General features: G+C 69.4%; 22 protein-coding genes. 10 read left to right on the forward strand and 12 right to left on the reverse strand.

From position 1 onward, the window contains the following. Positions 1–114: 114 nt before the first annotated feature. On the forward strand, positions 115–1,089 hold the full coding sequence (gene hemB, locus ACFVV0_RS02715) for a porphobilinogen synthase (RefSeq protein ID WP_387059448.1): 975 nt from the start codon (positions 115–117) through the stop codon (positions 1,087–1,089). Beyond that, complete coding sequence (hemL, locus tag ACFVV0_RS02720) at positions 1,086–2,426, forward strand: glutamate-1-semialdehyde 2,1-aminomutase (RefSeq protein WP_387057868.1); 1,341 nt, start codon at positions 1,086–1,088, stop codon at positions 2,424–2,426. Before hemB ends, hemL begins: the two co-directional genes overlap by 4 nt. A gap of 96 nt (positions 2,427–2,522) precedes the next feature. On the opposite strand, the gene ACFVV0_RS02725 is transcribed toward hemL, so the two are convergent. Genes ACFVV0_RS02725 through ACFVV0_RS02745 form a run of 5 tightly spaced genes read right to left on the reverse strand, consistent with a single transcriptional unit; the run spans position 2,523 to position 7,215 of the window. Further along, a complete protein-coding gene (locus ACFVV0_RS02725; RefSeq protein ID WP_387057871.1) occupies positions 2,523–2,759 on the reverse strand; it encodes a hypothetical protein in 237 nt (78 codons plus the stop codon). Positions 2,760–2,762: 3 nt separating this feature from the next. Continuing rightward, on the reverse strand, positions 2,763–4,010 hold the full coding sequence (locus ACFVV0_RS02730; protein WP_387057874.1) for a sugar ABC transporter permease: 1,248 nt from the start codon (positions 4,008–4,010) through the stop codon (positions 2,763–2,765). Then, positions 4,007–4,858, reverse strand: a complete 852-nt coding sequence (locus ACFVV0_RS02735; protein WP_387059451.1) for an ATP-binding cassette domain-containing protein — start codon at positions 4,856–4,858, stop codon at positions 4,007–4,009. Before ACFVV0_RS02735 ends, ACFVV0_RS02730 begins: the two co-directional genes overlap by 4 nt. A 15-nt stretch (positions 4,859–4,873) precedes the next feature. Beyond that, positions 4,874–5,977 carry a sugar ABC transporter substrate-binding protein gene (locus tag ACFVV0_RS02740; RefSeq protein WP_387057878.1) on the reverse strand — a complete coding sequence of 368 codons (1,104 nt, stop codon included), beginning with the start codon at positions 5,975–5,977 and terminating at the stop codon, positions 4,874–4,876. A 56-nt stretch (positions 5,978–6,033) separates the two neighbouring features. Then, on the reverse strand, positions 6,034–7,215 hold the full coding sequence (locus ACFVV0_RS02745; RefSeq protein WP_387057881.1) for an ROK family transcriptional regulator: 1,182 nt from the start codon (positions 7,213–7,215) through the stop codon (positions 6,034–6,036). 121 nt (positions 7,216–7,336) lie between these two features. Between ACFVV0_RS02745 and ACFVV0_RS02750 the strand changes: the two genes are divergently transcribed. After that, a complete protein-coding gene (locus ACFVV0_RS02750; protein WP_387057884.1) occupies positions 7,337–7,723 on the forward strand; it encodes a hypothetical protein in 387 nt (128 codons plus the stop codon). Between the two features lie 8 nt (positions 7,724–7,731). Here the strand turns inward: ACFVV0_RS02750 and ACFVV0_RS02755 are convergent, their stop codons facing one another. After that, positions 7,732–8,112, reverse strand: a complete 381-nt coding sequence (locus ACFVV0_RS02755) for a DUF1304 domain-containing protein (RefSeq protein WP_387057886.1) — start codon at positions 8,110–8,112, stop codon at positions 7,732–7,734. Positions 8,113–8,137: 25 nt separating this feature from the next. Between ACFVV0_RS02755 and ACFVV0_RS02760 the strand changes: the two genes are divergently transcribed. Next, a complete protein-coding gene (locus tag ACFVV0_RS02760; protein ID WP_387057889.1) occupies positions 8,138–9,427 on the forward strand; it encodes an FAD-dependent oxidoreductase in 1,290 nt (429 codons plus the stop codon). On the opposite strand, the gene ACFVV0_RS02765 is transcribed toward ACFVV0_RS02760, so the two are convergent. The 4 genes from ACFVV0_RS02765 to ACFVV0_RS02780 are packed head-to-tail and all read right to left on the reverse strand — an operon-like array spanning position 9,396 to position 12,741. Next, positions 9,396–9,776 carry a DUF1304 domain-containing protein gene (locus tag ACFVV0_RS02765; RefSeq protein ID WP_387057891.1) on the reverse strand — a complete coding sequence of 127 codons (381 nt, stop codon included), beginning with the start codon at positions 9,774–9,776 and terminating at the stop codon, positions 9,396–9,398. The genes ACFVV0_RS02760 and ACFVV0_RS02765 overlap by 32 nt on opposite strands. Before the next feature lie 35 nt (positions 9,777–9,811). Further along, positions 9,812–10,915, reverse strand: a complete 1,104-nt coding sequence (locus ACFVV0_RS02770; RefSeq protein WP_387057894.1) for a winged helix DNA-binding domain-containing protein — start codon at positions 10,913–10,915, stop codon at positions 9,812–9,814. Positions 10,916–10,918: 3 nt separating this feature from the next. Continuing rightward, a complete protein-coding gene (locus ACFVV0_RS02775; RefSeq protein WP_387057897.1) occupies positions 10,919–11,941 on the reverse strand; it encodes an MDR family oxidoreductase in 1,023 nt (340 codons plus the stop codon). A gap of 14 nt (positions 11,942–11,955) precedes the next feature. Further along, positions 11,956–12,741 (reverse strand): isocitrate lyase/phosphoenolpyruvate mutase family protein, encoded by a 786-nt coding sequence (locus ACFVV0_RS02780; protein WP_387057899.1) that lies wholly within the window; start codon positions 12,739–12,741, stop codon positions 11,956–11,958. A gap of 58 nt (positions 12,742–12,799) precedes the next feature. Here ACFVV0_RS02780 and ACFVV0_RS02785 point away from each other — a divergent pair, with 58 nt between their 5' ends. Then, positions 12,800–14,200, forward strand: coding sequence for an LssY C-terminal domain-containing protein (locus tag ACFVV0_RS02785; RefSeq protein ID WP_387057902.1), 1,401 nt, complete (start codon positions 12,800–12,802; stop codon positions 14,198–14,200). Positions 14,201–14,289: 89 nt separating this feature from the next. Then, positions 14,290–15,870, forward strand: coding sequence for a Na+/H+ antiporter (locus tag ACFVV0_RS02790; RefSeq protein ID WP_387057904.1), 1,581 nt, complete (start codon positions 14,290–14,292; stop codon positions 15,868–15,870). Between the two features lie 15 nt (positions 15,871–15,885). On the opposite strand, the gene ACFVV0_RS02795 is transcribed toward ACFVV0_RS02790, so the two are convergent. Continuing rightward, positions 15,886–16,773, reverse strand: coding sequence for a rhodanese-related sulfurtransferase (locus ACFVV0_RS02795; RefSeq protein ID WP_387057907.1), 888 nt, complete (start codon positions 16,771–16,773; stop codon positions 15,886–15,888). Positions 16,774–16,909: 136 nt separating this feature from the next. On the opposite strand from ACFVV0_RS02795, the gene ACFVV0_RS02800 reads away from it, so the two are divergent. After that, the gene (locus ACFVV0_RS02800; RefSeq protein WP_387057910.1) at positions 16,910–17,704 is read left to right on the forward strand and encodes a polyprenol monophosphomannose synthase; all 795 of its coding nucleotides are present in this window, start codon (positions 16,910–16,912) and stop codon (positions 17,702–17,704) included. Positions 17,705–17,729: 25 nt separating this feature from the next. After that, positions 17,730–18,263 (forward strand): YbhB/YbcL family Raf kinase inhibitor-like protein, encoded by a 534-nt coding sequence (locus ACFVV0_RS02805; RefSeq protein WP_387057913.1) that lies wholly within the window; start codon positions 17,730–17,732, stop codon positions 18,261–18,263. A gap of 33 nt (positions 18,264–18,296) precedes the next feature. Here the strand turns inward: ACFVV0_RS02805 and ACFVV0_RS02810 are convergent, their stop codons facing one another. Continuing rightward, on the reverse strand, positions 18,297–18,935 hold the full coding sequence (locus tag ACFVV0_RS02810; protein WP_387057915.1) for a LysE family translocator: 639 nt from the start codon (positions 18,933–18,935) through the stop codon (positions 18,297–18,299). A 57-nt stretch (positions 18,936–18,992) separates the two neighbouring features. On the opposite strand from ACFVV0_RS02810, the gene ACFVV0_RS02815 reads away from it, so the two are divergent. Continuing rightward, the gene (locus tag ACFVV0_RS02815) at positions 18,993–20,564 is read left to right on the forward strand and encodes an MmgE/PrpD family protein (RefSeq protein WP_387057917.1); all 1,572 of its coding nucleotides are present in this window, start codon (positions 18,993–18,995) and stop codon (positions 20,562–20,564) included. Beyond that, positions 20,564–21,463 (forward strand): methylisocitrate lyase, encoded by a 900-nt coding sequence (gene prpB / locus ACFVV0_RS02820; RefSeq protein ID WP_387057920.1) that lies wholly within the window; start codon positions 20,564–20,566, stop codon positions 21,461–21,463. Before ACFVV0_RS02815 ends, prpB begins: the two co-directional genes overlap by 1 nt. Positions 21,464–21,465: the final 2 nt, after the last annotated feature.

Genomic DNA, 21,465 nt, shown 5'->3' on the forward strand with positions numbered 1-21,465 from the left:
CCGTCCGGACGGAGACGTCGTCGGCGTGTCTCCCGATTTCTCCGACGTTCGCAGACCCTGGGAGCCCGTGCAGGATGCCGCCCGCGGCGCGCGTAGGCTTGTTCGGTGACTGATGTGACGCATCCTGTTGTCCGACCACGACGCCTGCGGCAGTCTCCGGCCCTGCGCCGGCTGACCGCCGAGACCCGACTGCACCCCGCTGAGCTGATCCTCCCGATGTTCGTGCGGGAGGGAACGCCCGAGGCGCTGCCCATCCAGTCGATGCCCGGAGTCGTTCAGCACAGCATCGACTCCCTCAAGCGGGCGGTCGCCGAGGCCGCCGAGGCGGGCGTCGGGGGCGTGATGCTGTTCGGTGTTCCGGAGACTCGGGATGCGGTCGGATCCGGCGCGACCGACCCCGAGGGCATCCTCAACGTCGCCACCCGCGCGGTGGCCGCCGAGGTGGGTGACGCGCTCGTGCTGCAGACCGACCTCTGCCTCGACGAGTTCACCGACCACGGCCACTGCGGTGTGCTGGATGCGCGGGGCCGCGTCGACAACGACGCCACCCTCATCCGGTACCGCGACATGGCGATCGCCCAGGCGGAAGCCGGCTCGCAGCTGCTCGGGCTCAGCGGGATGATGGACGGCCAGGTCGCCGCCGTGCGCGACGCCCTCGACGAGGCCGGCCACATCGATACGGTGATCCTCGCCTATGCCGCCAAGTACGCGTCGGGGTTCTACGGCCCCTTCCGCGAGGCCGTCGACTCCCAGCTCTCCGGCGACCGCCGCGCCTACCAGCAGGATCCGGCCAATCGCCGCGAGGGCCTTCGTGAGGCGCGGCTCGACCTCGACGAGGGTGCGGACGTGCTCATGGTCAAGCCCGCCCTCAGCTACCTCGACGTGCTGTCGGATGTCGCCGCGATCAGCGACGTGCCGGTGTGGGCGTACCAGGTGTCCGGCGAGTACGCGATGGTCGAGGCGGCCGCGGCGAACGGCTGGATCGATCGCCGCCGCATCATCGAAGAGACTCTCATCGGCGCACGCCGGGCGGGGGCCGACGCCGTCATGACGTACTGGGCGACCGAGGTCGCGAGGTGGCTGCGATGAGCGACGACCTCGCCTCGCTGGCCGACGGTGCGCGGCTCTCCGACGTGAACCTCGCGCAGTTCGAACGTGCTCTGCGCGTGATCCCGGGCGGCGTGAACTCGCCGGTGCGCGCGTTCCGCTCGGTCGGCGGCACCCCGCGCTTCATGGTCTCGGCCCGCGGCCCGTACATCACCGATGCGGAGGGTCGCGAGTACGTGGACCTCGTCGCGTCGTGGGGCCCGGCGATTCTGGGGCATGCGCATCCCGCTGTCGTCGCTGCCGTTCAGGATGCCGCTGCGCGCGGACTCTCGTTCGGCGCGTCCACCCCCGCGGAGACCGAACTGGCCGAAGCCGTGATCGCGCGCGTGCCGTTCGTCGAGAAGCTGCGCCTGGTCTCGACCGGGACCGAGGCGACCATGACGGCCATCCGGCTCGCCCGCGGTTTCACCGGGCGTCCCCTGCTCATCAAGTTCGCGGGCCACTACCACGGGCACTCCGACGGCCTGCTCGCCGAAGCGGGCTCGGGTCTGGCGACGCTCAGCCTGCCCGGCTCGGCCGGTGTCACCGAGGCGACCGCCGCGCAGACGCTCGTGCTCCCGTACAACGACCTGGATGCGGTGCGAGCCGCCTTCGAAGAGCACGGCCCCGACATCGCTGCAGTCATCACCGAGGCGGCCGCGGCCAACATGGGCGTCGTGCCTCCGGATGCGGGATTCAACGCGGCATTGACCGACCTCGCCCACGAGTTCGGCGCACTCCTGATCCTCGACGAGGTGCTGACCGGCTTCCGCGTGAGCGAGGCCGGCTTCTGGGGCCTCGATCGCGGCTATGTGCCCGACCTGGTCACCTTCGGAAAAGTCATCGGTGGCGGGATGCCGTTGGCCGCGCTCGCAGGACGAGCCGAGCTGATGGACTTCCTCGCCCCGACAGGCCCCGTCTACCAGGCCGGAACCCTCTCGGGGAACCCGGTCGCTGTCGCCGCCGGTCTGGCCACCCTCGCGAACGCGGACGAGGCCGTCTACGACCGCCTCGACATCGTCGCGGAGACGGTGTCGACGGGCGTCTCCGACGCACTCACCGCAGCCGGCGTCGCGCACCGCGTGCAGCGGGCCGGAAACCTGTTCAGCTTCGTCTTCGGCGACTTCGCGGCCCCGCCGCGAACCTACGCCGAGGTGCAGACGCAGGAGGCGTACCGGTACCGCGCCCTGTTCCACGCGATGCTCGACGCGGGCGTCTCTCTCCCGCCGAGCGTCTTCGAGGCGTGGTTCGTGACGGCGGCGCACGACGACGCAGCCGTCGACCGCATCCTGGCCGCCCTGCCCGGGGCCGCCGCGGCTGCGGCCGCCGCCCGCCCCTAGCCGCCGGCCGCCGAGTCGCGCCGAATCGACCTTCCCGTGCTCCCGGAAGGTCGAAATGCCGCGACTCGGGGACTGAGAGCCGCGAGTGCGGCGGCGTCAGACGTCGGGGTCGGCGGCCGAGCGGGACACCGACTCGACGTAGGAGTATGTCGCCTCGTGGGGCCAGCCGTCCGCGTCGACGAGGGAGTAGACGTCGAAGGTGAGCTGCCCGCCGCCTCCGGACGGGCGGCGCAGCGTGCGCGGCGGGTTCTCCGACGACGCGCGCACCGTCACGGTCTGCGGCTTCGCATCCTGCCGCAGCAGTCGCGCGCGGAACGTCGTCGTGCGACTCACCGGCTACGCCTGCCCATGGGAGGCACGCGACCGTCGTGAGAGCGAGTCGATGATCACGGCGAGCAGGGTCACGACCCCGGTGATCATGTAGCGGTACGAGCTGTCGAGGTTGAGCAGGATCAGCCCGTTCGAGATCGACTGGATCACGAGGATGCCGACCAGAGCCGACCATGCCCGTCCGCGTCCGCCGAAGAGGCTCGTTCCGCCGATCACCGCCGCAGCGATGGCGTTCAGGCTCGTGTCCGTGCCGCCGCTCGACAGGGACACCGACGCCAGCCGGCCCGCCGCGAGCACCCCGCCGAGCGCAGCGAAGCTCGAGCACAGCACGAACACACTGATGTACACCCGATTGACCCGGATGCCCGCCCTGCGTGCCGCCTCCACCGAACCGCCGACCGCGTAGACCGACCGGCCCCACCGCGTGCGTCGCAGCAGGAAGTTCATCAGCGCGACCAGCAGTACGAACAGCAGGAACATCGCCCCGACACCGCGGTCCTTGGCGAGATACCAGACCACCACGCAGAGCGCGACGAGCAGCAGCCCGGCCTTCAGCGCCATGAGCGACAGCGACCCCTCGGTCAGCCCGGCGTTGCGGCGACGGATGTTCGTGCGCCAGTCGGACACGAACATCCCGACGGCCGCGAGCCCGGAGAAGGTGTACGCCAGCCAGGGAGGCAGGAACAACTGCTGCGTGAAGAAGACCAGGGGGGAGTCGTACGGGATGTTGATGGTGCTGTTCCTGCCGAGCACCCAGAACTGCAGGCCGAGCACGGTCAGCAGCGCGGCCAGTGTGATGAGGAAGCTCGGCACTCCGAACGACGTGAAGAGAAGCCCGTAGATCAGCCCGAGCACGCTTCCGGCGAGGATCGCCCCGATGATCGAGAGCGGCAGCGGCCAGCCGAAGTTCACGAAGGTCACGCCGACGATCACCCCGGAGAGGCCGCTGACCGATCCGACCGAGAGGTCGATCTGGCCGATGAGCATCACCAGCACGATGCCGATCGCGATGGTTCCGACGGCCGCGCACTGCACGGCGAGGTTCACGAGGTTCTGCGGGGAGAGGAAGGTCGGGTTGAGCAGCTGGAAGACCGCCCAGATGAGCACGAGCCCCACCACGACCGGCAGCGATCCGAGGTCGCCGCTGCGCACACGGAGCCCGAAGCCGCTGATCGCGTCGCGGATGCCGCCGGAGCGGGGAATGCGCGCATCCGTCGCCGGGATCGGTGCCGTCGTCGGTCTGGTGCGGGTCATACGAGGCCGTCCCTGTCGAATCGGTCGAACCCGTCGGCGTCGAAACGGTCGGTCATGCCGAGTCGGTCGGCCCGACGGCTCACCACGTTGTCGGTGGCGCCGGTGATGGCCGAGATGATGTCTTCGTAGCTCACGTCGGGAATGCGGAAGTCTCCGTTGTTGCGGCCGAGACGCAGCACGATCACGCGGTCGGCGACCGCCTGCACGTCGGCCATGTTGTGGCTGATGAGCACCACGCCGAGGCCGCGCTCGCGCAGGCGCTCGATGAGGTTGAGCACCTCGGCGGTCTGTGCGACGCCGAGCGCAGCGGTGGGCTCGTCGAGGATGACGATGCTGGGGTCGCCGACGAGCGACCGGGCGATCGCGACCGTCTGGCGCTGCCCGCCTGACAGCGTGGCGACCGCCACTCTGACCGAGGGGATGCGGGCCGACAGCTGCCGGAGCAGCGTCCACGACCTGCTCTCCATCTCTTCCTCGTCGAGAGTCCCGTGGGTGATCTCGCGCCCGAGGAACAGGTTGGAGACGACGTCGAGGTTGTCGCACAGGGCGAGGTCCTGGAAGACGGTCGCGATCCCGAGCTCGCGGGAGGCGGCGGGGCTGGGGATGCTCACCTGCTCGCCGTCGAAGGTGATCGTCCCCGAATCCTGAGGGTGCACACCCGCGAGGATCTTGATCAGCGTGGACTTGCCGGCGCCGTTGTCGCCGACGATCGCCACGACCTCGCCTGCGTGCACCTCGAAGTCGACGTCGACGAGCGCCTGAACGGCGCCGAACCACTTCGAGATGCCGTGCATCGCGAGCACGGGCCGGCGGATCACGGTCTCGTCGGCGAAGTCTGCGGTCTCCATGGTCACGGTGTTCTCCTATCCGATTCCGTGCTTGGCACAGGCGGATTTGTAGTCGGTGCAGATCTCGCTCACGGTGCTGGGACCGTAGAACTCGTCCTTCACCACGGTCGCCTCCACGTTGCTCGCGCGCACCGGCGTCACAGGCAGGAGAAACGACGGGATGCTCGCTCCGGCCACACGCACCGTCGTCGCGCCGCGAGGACGCTCCGACTTGGTGAGGGCGACCGCCAGCTGGGCCGCCTTCTCCGCCTCGGGCTGGATCGCCTTGTAGACGGTCATGTACTGGTCGCCCGCGAGGATGCGCTGAACGGCGGCGAGTTCCGCATCCTGCCCGACCACCGGGCGCAGCGGTGAGACGTCGGCCGCCTTCAGCGACGCGATCGCCGCCCCCGCGAGCACGTCGTTGGCGGCGTAGATGCCGTCGATCCGGTTGCCGTACTGAGTGATCTGACCGGTGACCCAGTCCTGTGCCTTCGCCGGGTCCCAGCCCGGGGTGTCGTACTCGGCGAGCAGGGTGATCCCGCTCTCGTCGATGACCTCGTGCGCGCCCTTCTTGAAGAGGAGCGCGTTGTTGTCGGTGGGCGATCCGTTGAGCATCAGGATGCCGTGGTCGCCCGTGCCCTTGCCGTCGGCCTGCAGCTTCTCGACCAGTGCTTGCGCCTGCAGCTGCCCGACCTTCTCGTTGTCGAACGAGATGTAGTAGTCGAGGTGCTTGCTGGCGACGAGGCGGTCGTAGGAGATCACCGGGATGCCGTTGGCCTGCGCATCCGAGGCGATCGAGGCGGCGGCCTTGGAGTCGAACGGGTCGAGCACGAGCACACTCACGCCCTGGGCGAGCATCGACTCCGCCTGCTGCTGCTGTTTGCTGGCGTCACCGTCGGCGTTCGCGTAGAGGAGCTTGCAGCCGGGGCAGAGCGATTTGAGCTCGGCCTCGAAATACGGCTTGTCTGCGTTCTCATATCGTGCCGTTACAGAGTCGGGCAGCAGCAGGCCGATCTTCGCGGTCTTGGGATCGTGGCTCGGTGCACTGCCGGGCGTGACGGCGTTGGTGCACGCCGCGAGTGCAACGGCGACGAGAAGCGCGGATGCGGTCGCGGCCAGGATTCTCGCGATCTTCACGGGTGCCTCCCTTCGGGCGGTGCGTGGGGCTGGATACGGGTTACGGGTGGACATGGTCAGAAGGAGATGAGGTCGCCGCCGACGGTCGCCCGGTCGGCGGCGTAGACGACGGCGCCGAGCGTCGCCGCGCGGGTGCCGAGCTGGCCTTCGACGATCTCGGGGGAGAGTCTGCCGCCGCCGATCACCGACCGTTCGACCGCGTGCCGCAGCGGGCCGAGCAGCAGCTCGCCCGAGCGGGCGAGTTCGCCGTCGACGACGACCATCTCGGGGTCGAAGAGGTTGCAAAGGTTCGCGGTCGCCTCACCGATGTGCCGGCCGGCGTCGCCGATCGCGCGGATGCAGCGCGCATCCCCGGCCTTCGCCTGCGTGACGACGTCGCCGAGTTTCAGGCTGCCGAGGTGGTCGCGCAGTTCGTCGAGGATGGCGGGGCCGCCGGCGATGGCCTCGAGGCAGCCGCGGTTGCCGCACCGGCAGAGGGGGCCGTTCTCCCGGATGACGGTGTGGCCGAACTCGCCTGCGATGCCGTGCGCGCCGCGGTAGAGCTGCCCGTTCAGGCAGAGGCCGGCCCCGATGCTGTCGGCGATGTCGAGGGTGACCGTGTGGCGTTTTCCGCGAGCGGCTCCCAACCTGGTCTCGGCGAGCGCGGTCAGGTTCGCGGCGTTGTCGACCCAGACCGGTCGTTTCACGCGCCGTTCCAGGGATTCCGCGACGTGCACGCCGTCCCAGCCCCGCATCATCCCGAGCCGGGCGATGGTGCCGGTGGCCAGGTCGATCGGTGCGGGAAGGGCGACGCCGACGGCGAGCACCTCGTCGCGGCGCGCATCCACCGACTCCAGCATGTCGGTGAGCAGCAGCGAGATCTTGTCGAGCTCGTTGTCGGCCCGGTGGTCTTTGGCGAGCGGCATGTGGTGCTCGGCGACCACGGTGTGCGCGACATCGGCGAGCGCGATGCGCATGTGCCGGGTCGAGACGTGAACGCCCACGACGAGCCCCAGTGCGTGGGCGAGCGTCACATGCTGCGCCCGGCGGCCGCTCCGGATGCTCTGCGACGTGTTGAGCACGCCCGAGCTCGCCAGTTCCTTCACGATGTTCGACACCGTGGCGGGGGAGAGACCGGTGGCCCCGGCGAGCTCGATCTGGGTGAGGCCGCCGTGCCGCTTGATGGCGTTGACGATGCGTGCCCGGTTCGCCTCGCGCAGCGAAGTCTGCGATCCAGGAGTCCGACGCTGCGTTGCCACCAGATGAGCGTACATTGCTGGACATGAGCCTGGCTGGCTGTGACTTCCTGCAGGGAAGAGGGTTATGTCTTTGTGAACATTCGACCCCCAGGATGGGCGACTGAGTTGGCAGGATAGAGGAATGGCCGATCTGCACGTTCACCCCGACCGTCTTGAGATCCACCTCACGCCGGCGGAGAAGGTGCTTGCGCTGAAGCGGGAGGACCTCGTCGTGCCCCGGGACAGCATCCGGTCGGTCGCCATCACCGAAGACCCGTGGATCTGGATTCGCGGCATCCGCGCTCCCGGAGCCAGCGTTCCGCTCACCCTCGCGGTCGGCACGTGGAAGTTCCACGGCGGCAAGGACTTCCTGCTGATCAAGGGCAAGCAGCGCGCGGCGGTCGTGATCGACCTGGAGGGCGAGGAGTACTCCCGCGTGATCGTGTCGACGCAGCACTCCTCGAAACTCATCGAGGCGCTGCGCCTCGACGCCAGCGAGACGGCTGCCGGCGGCGAGTTCATCGAGTAGGTCGTCACCTACCCGATCGCCAGCAGCACCAGTCCGACCAGCGGCAGCACGCCCTGCAGCAGTGCTGCCCGCACATAGCTGCGGCCCGTGGTGAGCAGCACCACGGCCGCGAGCACCATGCAGGTCGCGCAGAAGAACACGAGTCCGAAGCCGACCTCCCGCAGGGTCGTCCAGTACAGCACGAGCCCCACCGCAGCTCCGCCGGCGAGGAACAGGTTGTAGAAGCCCTGGTTGTAGGCCATCGGACGGATGGCATCGGCGTCGCGCTGCGTCGGGACCCCGAATCTGCGCCACACTGCCGGCGTCGACCACAGCACGCTCTCCATCGCGAAGAAACCGAGATGCACGACGACGGCGGCCGCGATCAGGATCGTGCCGATGATGGACATGGCTGTGAGCCTACGCTGGTGACTTATGGAAGCAGTTGAGACATCCTGCGTGATCGCCGGGGGCGGGCCGGCCGGAATGATGCTCGGCCTCATCCTCGCCAGGGCCGGCCTCGACGTCGTCGTGCTGGAGAAGCACAAGGACTTCTTCCGCGACTTCCGCGGCGACACCATCCACCCGTCCACGATCTCGATCCTGGGCGAGCTGGGCTTGCGCGAGCGGTTCCTCGCGCTGCCGCACACGAGCATCCGAACGCTGGATGCGGTGATCAACGGCTCCCGGCTGCACCCGATCGACTTCGGCAGGCTGTCCCCACCCGACGACTTCCTCGTGCTCGCCCCGCAGTGGGACTTCCTGAACTTCCTCGCGGCCGAGGGGGCGACCTACCCCGGGTTCCACCTGATGATGGAGACGGAGGCGCTCGACGTCATCGTCGAGGGGGCCGGCATCCGTGGCGTGGTCGTGCGAGGTCCCGACGGCGAACGGGAGGTGCGCGCCCCGCTGACGGTGGCGGCGGACGGGCGCGATTCGCGCATCCGGTCGGCCGCCGGTCTGCGCCCGCGCCGCTTCGGGGTCGGGATCGACGTGCTCTGGTTCCACCTGCCCAAACCCGAGCCCGAGCCGCCGAGCACGCTCGCGTACATCGACCACGGTGCGATGGTGATCACGATCGACCGCGGCGACTACTACCAGGCGGGCATGATCATCCCGAAGGGCGGCTTCGACGACCTGAAGGCCGGAGGCATCGAGGCCTTCCGCGCGCACCTGGTCGCCGCGGCGCCGGTGCTCGATTCCGTGGCCGACGCCGTCACGAGCTGGGACGACGTGAAACTGCTCTCGGTGCAGATCAACCGCCTGGAGCGCTGGTACCGCACGGGGCTGCTCGCGATCGGCGACGCGGCGCACGCCATGTCGCCCGCATTCGGAGTCGGTGTGAACTACGCGGTTCAGGATGCCGTGGCGGCGGCGAACGCGCTGGCCGCGCCCCTGCGCAGCGGCGCTGTCGACCTGCGTGTGCTCGACGCCATCCAGGAGCGGCGGCTCCCGCCCGTTCGCCGGATGCAGAAGCTCCAGCTCGCCGCGCACGAGCGCATCGCCCGGCCCGGCGGTCTCTCGTTCCTGCCGAACCCGATGCCGCGGGCGGTGCACCTGGCGGTCGGCGCTGCGACACCGGTGATCCAACGTGTCACCGCGCGGATGATCGGTCGCGGCTTCCTGCCGGAGTCCGTTGCTCCCGAACTGCGCGAACCCGCGGCCGGGGCTGCCGCCGGGGCCGCCGCCGGGATCAGGCGAGAAGCATCAGAACGAAGCCGATGAGCGGCAGGATCCCCTGCACGAGCGCGGCGCGGATGTAGCTGCGGCCCGTGGTCACCAGCACGATCGCCGCGGCGACCATGCTCGCCATCGTGAACAGGATGAGCGCCAGCCCGGGGGCGTGCATCCCGACCCCGTAGAGGATGAGTCCGACGATCGCGCCGATCGCGAGGAACAGGTTGTAGAAGCCCTGGTTGTACGCCATCGGGCGAACGGTGTCCGCGGCCGCCTGGTTTGCGACGCCGAAGCGCTTCCAGATCGCCGGCCGGGCCCACGCGACGCTCTCCAGGATGAAGATGCCGATGTGCAGGGCGGCCGCGAGGGTGACGAAAACCGTGGCGAGGACGATCATGCCGTCAGCTTAGGGGCAGGGATGCGCGGCACGGGCTAGCCGCGCCCGACCGGCAACCCGAGGTACTCGCCGTACCGGTCGAGAGCCTCCTCGAGTGCCCGTTCCTCGGCGGCGCTGAACGGGCGGTCCTGCACCACGTCGACGCTCGCGGAGCTCGCGCTCAGGGTTCGTCTCCAGTGCCCGGCCACCCGGCCGTCGCTGAGCACCGTGTGAAGGTACGACGCGAGGGTCGGGGTCGCCGAGGTTCGCGGATCCTCACCCTCGAACAGCAGCGCTTGCGTCTCGCTGTACGACATCACGCACTCGTCGTAGCCCTGGATGAGGTCGATCCGTGCGCCGGCGGGGCCGGCCGGCGCGGGCGCATCCGGGAACCAGACCTCGACCCGGTCGGTTCCCGGATGCTCGATCACGTCGCTCGCGAGCTCGCCCGCGATCCCGGCGTGCCCGCGTCGCGCCTCCGCGAGGGTCAGTCCCGACCAGCGGGCGAAGTCCTTCACGCCGGCCGGCCCGCGGGTGCGGAAGTAGCGGCGGGCGAGCTCGGCCAAGCCCTGTTCGCGGTCGGCGTCCGAGCGTTGGCCGACCCGGTCGTCGTAGTCGGCGTAGGTCTGCTGCCTGCCGCGGAGCGGTCCGCTGATGACCACCCGATCCAGTTCGGCGCGCATGAGCAGATACGCGACCCGCACGCCGTCGCCCACGATGCCGGCGGCGGCCAGCGCGGCGGTGAGTTCGGCGCGCGTCTTCGGCCCGTCGGCGACGGCGGCGGCGATGGTCCGTCCGCTCTCGGCCGCAGCGACGTCATCGACCCCCGTGGAGCGGTACATGAAGGCGTTCGCGGCGTGCACGCGCGGGGCGAGGAGCTGCAGCATCCAGTCGGCGTCATCGCGCGCCAGCAGGTGCCAGGTGGGTCGCACCGCGTGCGTGCGCAGAATCTCGCCGGCGTCGAACGATGCACGCATGGCGAGCGCGTCGCAGCCGGCGGTCCGCTGGGCCAGTCCCCAGAGAGCGTAGGCGAACTCCTGCCCCTGCATCGCCGCGTACGGGGACAGGGCCTCGGCGGGGGTGGACGGAGCAGTGTCGTTCGCTTCGCGCCAGAGGCCGAGCCCGTGCATCCGCCGGGCCACCGCCTCCTCGGCGTCCACGGTTCAGGCGCGAACGTCGACGACGGTGCGGCCGCGCAGCTCGCCCGCGAGGATGCGCGCCGCCGCTGGAACGGCCTCGGCCAGCGGGATCACCGTGGTCATCGCGGCGAGCGCATCCGTGTCGAGATCGGTGGCCAGACGACGCCACGCGGTCTCGCGCAGGGCGAGGGGCGCCTCGACCGAGTTGATGCCGACGAGGGTGACCGCCCGAAGGATGAACGGCAGCACCGAGGCGGGAAGGTCGGGTCCCTGCGCCAGGCCGCACGCCGTCACCGTTCCGCCGTACGTGGTCTGCGCGAGGGCATTGGCGAGGGTGTGACTGCCGACCGCATCCACGACGCCTGCCCAGCGCTGACTCTGCAGCGGCTTTCCGGGGTCGGCCAGCTCGGACCGGGCGATGATCTCGCCGGCCCCCAGCGCCCTCAGATAGTCGGACTGTTCCTCGACACGGCCGGTGGATGCGGTAACCGGGTAACCCAGTTTCGCCAGGATACCGACGGCCACCGAGCCGACACCCCCGGCCGCTCCGGTGACGAGCACGCTCGACCCCTGCCCGCGAACGGAAGCGGGGTCGACGCCGTTGCGCTCCAGTGCGAGCACCGACAGCATCGCCGTGAAGCCCGCTGTTCCGATCGCGGCCGCCTGCTCGGTGGACAGCACGTCGGGAACGCGCACGAGCGCATCCCCGCGCACCCGTGCCCGCTCAGCGAGCCCGCCATGGTGCGTCTCGCCCACGCCGTCGCCGTTCAGTACGACCCGGTCGCCCGGCCGCCATCGTTCGTCGGAGGACTCCTCGACCACGCCGACGATGTCGATTCCGGGGATGAGCGGAGAGACGCGGGCGACGCCGGGACGGCCCGCGATCGCCAGGCCGTCCTTGAAGTTCAGCCCGGAGAACTCGACCGCGATGGTCACGTCGCCGGGCATGAGGAACGCGTCGGTGACCCGCCTGACCTCCGCCGTGTGGGCGAGGATGCGCCCCCCATCCTTCTCCTGCTCGATCACAATGGCGCGCAGATCAGTCATGGCTTTCACCATTGCTAGTTGAGCATCCGGGTGCCCGCGGGGATGCTGCCTCCCGCGTAAAGCTCGACGGCGGTGTCCTGGAGTGCCGTGAGCGCGACGCGCTGCGTCCACGGACCGTAGGAGACGCGCGCCACACCCAGCTCCTGCAGTCTGGCCGGAGCGACCGACCCGGGAGCGCCGATCACGCTCAGCTTGCGCTCGCCGAGCCCGGCGACCAGCTGCTCGACGGCGGACTCGTCGAGCGGTCCGGGAACGAACACGCACGCGGCGCCCTCGTCGAGGAATGCCCGGCCGCGGCGCACGGCCTCGGCGATCCTCTCGGCCGGGGCGAGGTCCTTCGCTCTCACGAACACATCGGTGCGGGCGTTGAGCGCGAACGGCACGCCCTCTGCCTCGGCGGCGGCGATGGTCGCGCGAACGGCGGCCACGGCCTCCTCGAACGGGCGCATGGCGTCTTCGAGGTTCGCCCCGACCACGCCGATGCCGATGGCGCGACGGATGGTCTCGCCCGCATCCCCGTAGCCGGCTTCGAGGTCGGCGGACACCGGCTGATCGACCGCGTCGACGATGTAGCCGATCGCGGTCAGCATGAGGTCGAGCGGGATGTGCTCCCCGTCTTCGAACCCGTGCGAGGCAGCGATCGAGTGGCTCGCCGTGGCCAGCGCCCGCGTCTCGGGCAGGGAGCCGATCGCCTTCGCGCTCGCCGCATCCCACACATTCACGACTTGCAGCAGCTCCGGCGCCTCGTGCAGCCGCCACAGCTCCCGCGCCCGTTCGATCGTCCCACTCAGCTCGCTCATGTGCCCCACCCTAGGCCGGTCCCGCCGGGTACCGACACCCCCGCCGTAGGATGTCCCCATGCCGCAGCCGACGGTGACCAAGACGCGCTCCGCCTCGGCGCGTCCGCGCTCCGTCAATGTCGTCGTCGACTACGCGTTCTTCGTGTTCGGCGGTGCTTCGGCGGTCTGGCTCGCGTGGCTGGTGTTCACCGAGAGCTTCGGCTGGGGCTGGTTCCTCATCCTCTTCTTCGTGCTGTTCTGGGTTCTGCTGGCCTACCTCGTGCTGCCGCGCCTGCACCGCATCCTCACCTCCATCTATGTGCCCGACTACTTCATCGGGCGGGCGAGGACGAGCGACGGCCTCCTCGGAGATCCGATCAACCTGGCCGTGCTCGGCACGGAGGCGCAGCTCGACGAGGCGATGCGCACGGCCGGCTGGACGCGCGCCGACGAGGTCACCCTCGCTTCGAGCTGGCGCATCATCAGCTCCACCCTGCGGCGGAGGAGCTACGACGAAGCGCCTGTCAGCCCGCTGTTCCTGTTCGGCCACCAGCAGGATGTGGCGTACCAGCAGGAGGTGAAGGGCAATCCCGCCGAACGCCACCACGTGCGGTTCTGGCGGTGCCCCGAGGGGTGGCTGCTCCCCGGCGGGCACCGCGCGGACTGGATGGCCGCCGGCACGTTCGACCGCGCTGTCGGCTTCTCGCTGTTCACCCTGCAGGTGACGCACAAGATCGACGCGAACACCGACGTCGAGCGCGACCACATCGTCTCCACGCTCCGGGATGCGCGGGTCGGGGTCCGGGTCGACGTCATCAAGGACTTCTCCAGCGGCTACCACTCGCGCAACGGCGGCGGCGACAGCATCGAGACCGACGGCGATCTCCCGGTCATCGACGTGCGTGCGGTTCCCGTCGACGCCGCATCGATCGCCGTGTCCAACCAGGCGGATGCGCGTCGCACGGCGCTCGCGGAGAAGCGCCCGGTTCCGACGATCCTCGGCTTCCTCCTGATGCTGTTGCGCGTGGTCGCGGGTGGGATCACGGTCGTGCTGACCCTCCTCGACTGGCGCGACGTCATCCAGTCGGAGCTCGCAGCCTCGGGCCGGACTGCGGTCGATCCGGCGACGCGTTCCACGATCGAGCTCGTGGTGGCCATCGTCATCGGGGTGCTGATCGTCGGACTGGTGATCTACCTCCTGCTGGCCGTGCTCGTGTACCTCGGCAGCAACTGGGCGCGCATCGCGGCGATGTCGTTGAGTGCGCTGTTCATCATCGTCACCGCGATCGACTACTTCAACGGCGGACCGCAGATCTCGCTGCGCAACAACGTGCTCGGCCTGCCGCTCGACATCCTCGTGGTGCTCGCCCTCTCATCGCAGCGCGCGCGCCTCTGGGCGCGCAGACGACGGCAGCGGCGGCGGGGGATCGATGTCCTCCTCTCTCCGAGGGCGGCGGCCGACGACACGACCGTGCGTTAGCGCCGGCTTCTTTCGCTCTCCGCGATCACGTCGGCAGGGCCTCGGGGAAACATTGCCGCCCGCTCGGCGTTGCCGCCATCATGAACAGCATGGATCCGGTCACCACCATCGTCTGGATCGTGTCGTTCGTTCTCGTGACGGTCACGGTCACGGGTCTGTCGCGCCGCGTCGGCTGGTCGGCGCCTGTGGTCCTGGTGGCGGTCGGGGCCGTCGTGTCGTTCATCCCGGGCGTCCCACAGGTCGACCTGGAGCCGGACATCGTGCTCTTCGGACTGCTTCCGCCGCTCCTGTTCGCGGCGGCGATCCAGACATCGTTCGTGGATGTCCGTGCCAGGCGCGACGGCATCCTCCTGCTCTCCGTCGGGCTGGTCGCCTTCACCGTGGTCGTCGTCGGCTTCGCCACCTGGTGGGTGGTCCCCTCGCTCACGCTGGCTGCGGCCTTCGCCTTCGGAGCGGTCGTGGCCCCGACGGACACCGTGGCGGTCAAGGCCATCGCCGGCAGGCTGAAACTGCCGAGGCGACTCGTCACCGTGCTCGAGGGCGAGAGCCTCCTCAACGACGCCACCGCCCTCGTCGCCTTGAACGCGACGATCGCGGCGATCGTCAGCGTGATCAACCCGTGGGCGATCGCTGGGGATTTCGTGCTGGCCGTGGTCGTGGGGGTCGCGGTCGGGCTGGGGCTCGGCTACCTGATCGCGGCGATCCGCAAGCAGCTCCGCGCGCCGGTGCTCGACTCCTCGCTCGCGCTCATCACCCCGTATCTGGCTTTCATCCCGGCCCAGTTCCTGCACGGGTCGGGAATCCTGGCCGTGGTCGTCGCCGGCCTGTTCCTCGGCTACCGGTCGCCGACCATCCAGACCGCCGAGGCGCGGATCGCCGAGACCATCAACTGGCGCACGATCTCGTTCCTGCTCGAGAACGCGGTCTTCCTCTTCATCGGGCTGGAGCTGGCCGGCATCCTCCGCGGCGCCTTCAACTCGGGTATCACACCGCCGATGACGGTCCTGATCAGCATCGTGGTGCTGCTGGCCCTGTTCCTGGCCCGGTTCGTCTGGATGGTCCTGACCACGACGCTCTATCGTCACGGCCCCAAGCGGCTTCGCGAGCGTGGCTGGAACTGGCCGACCGGAATCGCCGTGTCCTTCGCGGGCATCCGCGGCGTGGTCACCCTCGCCGCCGTCTTCCTCCTGCCCAAGGAGACTCCTCACCGCGAGTTCCTTCAGTTCCTCGCGTTCGTCGTCGTGGTCGCGACGCTGTTCGAGGGGCTGGCCCTGCCCTGGATCATCCGCAAGCTCCGCCTGCCGCCGCCCGACTTCGCCCAGGAGTCCAGCGAGATGCAGAGGCTGCTCGCCGAGGCGCAGAGCGCCGGTCTCGCCCACCTCGATTCAGCGGTCACGGGCCAGGAGGACCAGCGCGTCATCGAGCGGCTGCACATCAACGCCGTGTTCCTCGCCGAGGCGCTCGAGAATCCGGGGTCGAACGAGGACGAGGCCGCACCGGCGGAGTACCAGCGACTTCGACGGTCGATGATCAGGGTCGAGCGTCAGGCCGTCCTCCAGGCGCGGTCCGAGGGCCGGTACCAGGAGCTCGCGGTACGGTCGGTGCTCGCCTTCCTCGACGCCGAGGAAGCCGCCCTCAAGTCGTCGGGGCCGAACAAGCCTCACGCGTAGATCGCGGCCTGCCGGCTATGCCGCGTGCTCCGTGCAGAACACGTCGGGCTCGTCTTCGCACACGACGAGCTGCTCGCGGCAGGAGGGGTCGGCGCAGTTGCGCATCCGTTTCGTGGCGGCGCCGCACACGCGGCAGTGGCCGAGAACGGCCGTGTGGTCGCTGAAGTCCATCGAACCTCGGCCGTCGAACACGTACAGCGAGCCGTCCCACAGGCCGTCGTCGCCGAAGTCCTCGCCGTAGCGGACGATCCCGCCATCGAGCTGATAGACCTCGCCGAAGCCTCGCGACCTCATCAGCCCCGACAGCACCTCGCACCGGATGCCACCGGTGCAGTAGGTCACGACGGGCTTGTCCTTGAGGTGGTCGTACTTGCCGCTGTCCAGCTCGGCCACGAACTCGCGGGTGGTCGACACATCGGGAACCACCGCATCCCGGAACCGGCCGATCTCGGCCTCGAACCGATTGCGTCCGTCGAAGAAGACGACGTCGTCGCGCTCGGCGACGAGCGAGTGGAGCGCGGCCGGGTCAAGCTTCTCCCCGCCGCCGACGACACCGGATTCGTCGACGCGCAACTCACCGGGAGCACCGAAACTGACGATCTCGTCGCGCACTTTCACCGAGAGCCGCGGAAAGTCGAGGCTGCGCCCCTCGTCGTCGAGCCCGGTCCCCTCGCTCCACTTCACGTCCAGCTTCTTGAACGCCGGGTAGTCCTTCGTCTTGCGCAGGTACCGCTTCAGCGCGCGCAGGTCACCACCGAGCGTGCCGTTCATCCCGTCGGAGGAGAGCAGGATGCGCCCCCGCAACCCCAATGACTCGCAGAGATCCCGCTGCCACAGTCGCACCGCATCCGGATCGGGCAGCGGAGTGAACGCATAGTAGAGGAGAATCTTGGGCTGGGACACCGCACAATGCTAGGGCGTTCCGTCTGTGTGCACTCTCAGCGCTCGGCAGGTGACGGATTTCGCAGGTTCACGCGAGTCCGCAATGCTGGAGGGGTACAGTGCCAATCGCATCAGGCGTCGGAAGGAGGCGGGGTTCGTGAGCACGCTCGTGATCATCCCTACCTATAACGAGCGCGAGAACATCGCCTCGATCGTCGGCCGGGTGCGCGCGGCCACTCCCGACGTCGAAGTGCTCGTGGTCGACGACGACTCGCCCGACGGCACCGGCGAGATCGCGGATGCGCTCGCCGCAGACGACACGAATGTGCATGTTCTGCATCGCGCAGGCAAGAACGGCCTCGGTGCCGCGTACCGGGATGCGATGCGCTGGGCCCTCGACGCCGGCTACACCCGGATCGTCGAGATGGACGCCGACGGCTCCCACCAGCCCGAACAGCTCCCGCGGCTTCTCGCAGCGCTGCGCCCCGACGGAGGCGCCGACGCAACCGGAACCGGCGCCGACGTCGTCCTCGGCTCGCGCTGGGTCCCGGGGGGAGGGGTCGAGAACTGGCCGGCACACCGGCAGCTGCTCTCCCGGGGCGGCAGCACGTACTCCCGGCTGGCGCTCGGCATCTCCGCCCGTGACGTGACCGGAGGCTACCGGGCGTTCACCGCGGACGCCCTGAACCGCATCCACTTCGCCGATGTGGACAGCCAGGGCTACTGCTTTCAGATCGACATGCTCCGCCGCGCGTACGACGCGGGGCTCTCGGTCGCCGAGGTGCCCATCACGTTCGTGGAGCGCGAGCACGGCGCCTCCAAGATGACCGGCGGCATCGTCGCGGAAGCCATGCTGCGCGTCACCGGCTGGGGAATCACCGGGCTGCCCACCCGGTTTCGACGGCGAGCCCCCGCACAAGCTGAGAGTATCGGTCAGCCGGTCGAACGCTGAGGCGGGCAGGCGTAGCGTTTACTTCATGTCCGTGAACGATCCGCTCGAGCGCTTCGGCGCCGTCCCCCATTTCACCCTGACCAGCGACGACGTCGCGAACGACCGCCCTCTCGCCCCCGCCCAGTGGGGCGCCGGTGGCGGTGGGCAGGACATCTCCCCGCAACTCTCGTGGAGCGGCTTCCCCGCCGAGACCAAGAGCTTCGCGATCACGATCCACGATCCGGATGCGCCCACGGGCTCCGGATTCTGGCACTGGGCCGTCTTCAACATCCCCGCCTCGGTCACCACGATTCCGAGCGGTGCCGGCGCCGAGGGTGGAGCGTCGCTGCCGCAGGGCGCCGCGATGCTCTCGAACGAGCTCGGTGCCCACAGCTTCACGGGAGCCGGACCGCCGCCTGGAACGGGCACGCACCACTACAACATCGTGGTGCACGCCCTCGACGTCGACACCCTCGACCTCGACCCGTCGTCCTCGCCGGCGATCCTCGGCTTCAACGCCCACTTCCACACCCTCGCCCGGGGCTTCCTGGTGCCGACGGCCACCGCCGGCGACATCTAGGCCGGCCCGCAGGCTCTCCCTACCGGGCCCGGGTCAGTGCTTGTTGCCGGTCAGCACGAGCACCCCACCCAGCCCGATCATCATTACGCCGCCCGTCGCCCCGAGGCGCTCCACGCGCTTCGGGGACCGGGCGAACCAGTTCCGCGCGGTTCCGGCGATCAGCGCCCAGACGCTGTCGCACGCCAGTGCGAGCACCAGGAACACCACCCCGAGCTCGAACAGCTGACCGGGGATCCAGCCCCCGGAGTAGTCGACGAACTGCGGAAGCACCGCGACGAAGAACACGAGCGACTTCGGGTTGGTCAGTCCCACCACGAAGCCCTCGGCCAGGATGCGCAGCCGCGACCCGCGGGGCGGCGTCGCCTCGTGGGTGACCGCGGTGTGCCGGCGGTGCCGGATCGCCTGCACGCCGAGGTAGACCAGGTACGCCGCACCCGCGAACTTGATGATCGTGAACACGACGATCGACTGCGCGACGATCGCGCCGATTCCGAGGGCGACCGCGACGACGATGGGGAGCATCCCGAGGGCGTTCCCGAGCACGCTCAGCAGACCACCCGCGCGGCCGAGCGCGAGCGAACGGCCGATCACGAACAGAACGCTCGGCCCCGGAATGACGATGAGCGCGAGCGCGGTGAGCGCGAACGCCAGCAACGAGGGGGTCGACACCATGCGCAAAACCATACCGCCCCCCGAGCGCTGCTCAGCCGCAGCAGGTAGGTTCGTCATGTGAAGCTCCACACCGTGCGCGTGCACAGAAGCGAAGAGAATCTCGCCCGCCAGAACCAGCTCGCCTGGGCCATCGCCGAAGTCGCCGCCGACCCCGTGGAGGTCACCGACGACGTCGCCGAGATGGTCGTGAACCGGGTGATCGACAACGCCGCCGTCGCTGCCGCCTCCCTCACCCGCCGCCCGGTCGTCTCGGCACGGGCGCAGGCGCTGGCGCATCCGCTGCCCCGGAAAGAACTGGAGGAGCTGACCGAGACGGTCGAGCATCCCCAGGACGGATCGACGGTCTTCGGCGAGAAGCCGTCCACCCGCGTCTCGCCCGAGTGGGCGGCGTGGGCGAACGGGGTCGCCGTGCGCGAGCTCGACTACCACGACACCTTCCTCGCGGCCGAGTACTCCCACCCGGGCGACAACATCCCGCCGGTCACCGCTGTCGCACAGCATGCCGCCCGGCGCTTCGCGCTCACCGGCCGGGATCTCGTCCGCGGAATCGCGACGGGCTACGAGATCCAGATCGACCTCGCCACGGCGATCAGCCTGCACGCCCACAAGATCGACCATGTCGCCCACCTCGGCCCGAGCGCCGCGGCAGGTATCGGCACGCTCCTCGGACTCCCCACCGACGTGATCTTCCAGGCCATCGGCCAGGCGCTGCACACGACGACGGCCACCCGCCAGTCCCGCAAGGGCGAGATCTCCAGCTGGAAGGCGCACGCCCCGGCGTTCGCCGGGAAGATGGCGGTCGAGGCCATCGACCGGGCGATGCGCGGCGAGACCAGCCCCACTCCCATCTATGAGGGTGAGGACGGCGTGATCGCCTGGCTCCTCGACGGCCCGGATGCGAGCTATGACGTCCCCCTTCCCGGCCCCGGCGAGGCCAAGCGGGCGATTCTCGACAGCTACACCAAGGAGCATTCCGCCGAGTACCAGGCGCAGGCGTGGATCGACCTCGCGCGCAAGCTGCACCGCGAGCATCCCGAGGTCGCCGATCCGGCGAATGTCGAGAGCATCCGCATCCACACCTCCCACCACACGCACTTCGTGATCGGCTCCGGAGCGAACGACCCGCAGAAGTACGACCCGACAGCCTCCCGTGAGACGCTCGACCACTCGATCCCGTACATCTTCACCGTCGCCCTGCAGGACGGCGGCTGGCACCACGTCGAGTCGTACCTGCCCGAGCGGGCGGGCCGCCCCGACACCGTCGAGCTGTGGCGCAAGGTGACCACGACCGAAGATCCGGAGTGGACCCGTCGCTACCACTCCATCGATCCGGCCGAGAAGGCGTTCGGCGGTCGCGTCGAGATCCGCCTCTCCGACGGCTCCGTCGTCGTCGACGAGATCGCCGTGGCCGACGCGCATCCCCTCGGCGCCCGTCCGTTCGCTCGCGCAGACTATGTGGACAAGTTCCGGATGCTCGCCGCCGACGCGCTCGAGCCCGCCGAGATCGATCGCTTCCTCGGCCTGGCGCAGCGTCTGCCCGACCTCACGGCCGAGGAGCTCGGCGGCCTGACCATCACGGCCAAGCCGGGTCTTCTGGCGACCATCCCGGCCCCGAAGGGACTCTTCTGATGCTGTACTCCCAGATTCCCGCGCACGAGAAGCGCGCGGCGTTCCGTGCCCGCCTGGCGACGGGGGAGCTGATCCGGATGCCCGGCGCATTCAATCCGCTCTCCGCCCGCCTCATCGAACGCAAAGGCTTCGACGGCGTCTACATCTCGGGCGCGGTCCTGAGCGCCGACCTCGGACTCCCCGACATCGGACTCACCACTCTCAGCGAGGTGGCCGACCGCTCGGCGCAGATCACACGCATGACCGACCTCCCCGCGCTTGTCGACGCGGACACCGGTTTCGGCGAGCCGATGAACGTCGCCCGAACCGTGCAGACCCTCGAAGATGCGGGAGTCGCCGGCCTGCACATCGAAGACCAGGTCAACCCCAAGCGCTGCGGCCACCTCGACGGCAAACAGGTCGTCGACGAGAGCACCGCGCTCAAGCGCATCCGGGCCGCCGCCGACGCGCGCCGCGACCCGAACCTGCTGATCATGGCGCGAACCGACATCCGGGCGATCGACGGTCTCGAAGCCGCCATCGACCGGGCCAAGGCGCTCGTGGATGCGGGCGCCGACGCGATCTTCCCGGAAGCGCTGGTCGACCTGGCCGAGTTCGAGGCAGTGCGCAGGGCGGTCGACGTGCCGATCCTCGCCAACATGACCGAGTTCGGCAAGAGCGAGCTCTTCACCGTGGATCGGCTGCGGGATGCCGGGGTGAACATCGTCATCTGGCCGGTGTCATTGCTGCGCCTCGCGATGGGTGCCGCTGAGCGCGGCCTCGACCAGCTGCTGGAGACCGGAAGTCTCGAGCCCAAGCTCGGCGAGATGCAGCATCGCGCCGAGCTGTACGACCTGATTGACTACGAGGGCTACAACACGTTCGACACCTCGGTGTTCAACTTCGAAATCAAGCGCTAGTG

It is taken from the genome of Leifsonia sp. NPDC058230 (assembly GCF_042882245.1).
In the GTDB taxonomy this organism is placed as follows: Bacteria; Actinomycetota; Actinomycetes; order Actinomycetales; family Microbacteriaceae; genus Leifsonia.

Coding starts and splice junctions, on each gene's coding strand:
- hemL (WP_387057868.1), top strand. CDS start 1,086: ATGAGCGACGACCTCGCCTCGCTGGCCGACGGTGCGCGGCTCTCCGAC.
- ACFVV0_RS02730 (WP_387057874.1), bottom strand. CDS start 4,010: ATGACCCGCACCAGACCGACGACGGCACCGATCCCGGCGACGGATGCG.
- ACFVV0_RS02735 (WP_387059451.1), bottom strand. CDS start 4,858: ATGGAGACCGCAGACTTCGCCGACGAGACCGTGATCCGCCGGCCCGTG.
- ACFVV0_RS02750 (WP_387057884.1), top strand. CDS start 7,337: ATGGCCGATCTGCACGTTCACCCCGACCGTCTTGAGATCCACCTCACG.
- ACFVV0_RS02755 (WP_387057886.1), bottom strand. CDS start 8,112: ATGTCCATCATCGGCACGATCCTGATCGCGGCCGCCGTCGTCGTGCAT.
- ACFVV0_RS02760 (WP_387057889.1), top strand. CDS start 8,138: ATGGAAGCAGTTGAGACATCCTGCGTGATCGCCGGGGGCGGGCCGGCC.
- ACFVV0_RS02765 (WP_387057891.1), bottom strand. CDS start 9,776: ATGATCGTCCTCGCCACGGTTTTCGTCACCCTCGCGGCCGCCCTGCAC.
- ACFVV0_RS02775 (WP_387057897.1), bottom strand. CDS start 11,941: ATGACTGATCTGCGCGCCATTGTGATCGAGCAGGAGAAGGATGGGGGG.
- ACFVV0_RS02780 (WP_387057899.1), bottom strand. CDS start 12,741: ATGAGCGAGCTGAGTGGGACGATCGAACGGGCGCGGGAGCTGTGGCGG.
- ACFVV0_RS02785 (WP_387057902.1), top strand. CDS start 12,800: ATGCCGCAGCCGACGGTGACCAAGACGCGCTCCGCCTCGGCGCGTCCG.
- ACFVV0_RS02790 (WP_387057904.1), top strand. CDS start 14,290: ATGGATCCGGTCACCACCATCGTCTGGATCGTGTCGTTCGTTCTCGTG.
- ACFVV0_RS02805 (WP_387057913.1), top strand. CDS start 17,730: ATGTCCGTGAACGATCCGCTCGAGCGCTTCGGCGCCGTCCCCCATTTC.
- ACFVV0_RS02810 (WP_387057915.1), bottom strand. CDS start 18,935: ATGGTGTCGACCCCCTCGTTGCTGGCGTTCGCGCTCACCGCGCTCGCG.
- prpB (WP_387057920.1), top strand. CDS start 20,564: ATGCTGTACTCCCAGATTCCCGCGCACGAGAAGCGCGCGGCGTTCCGT.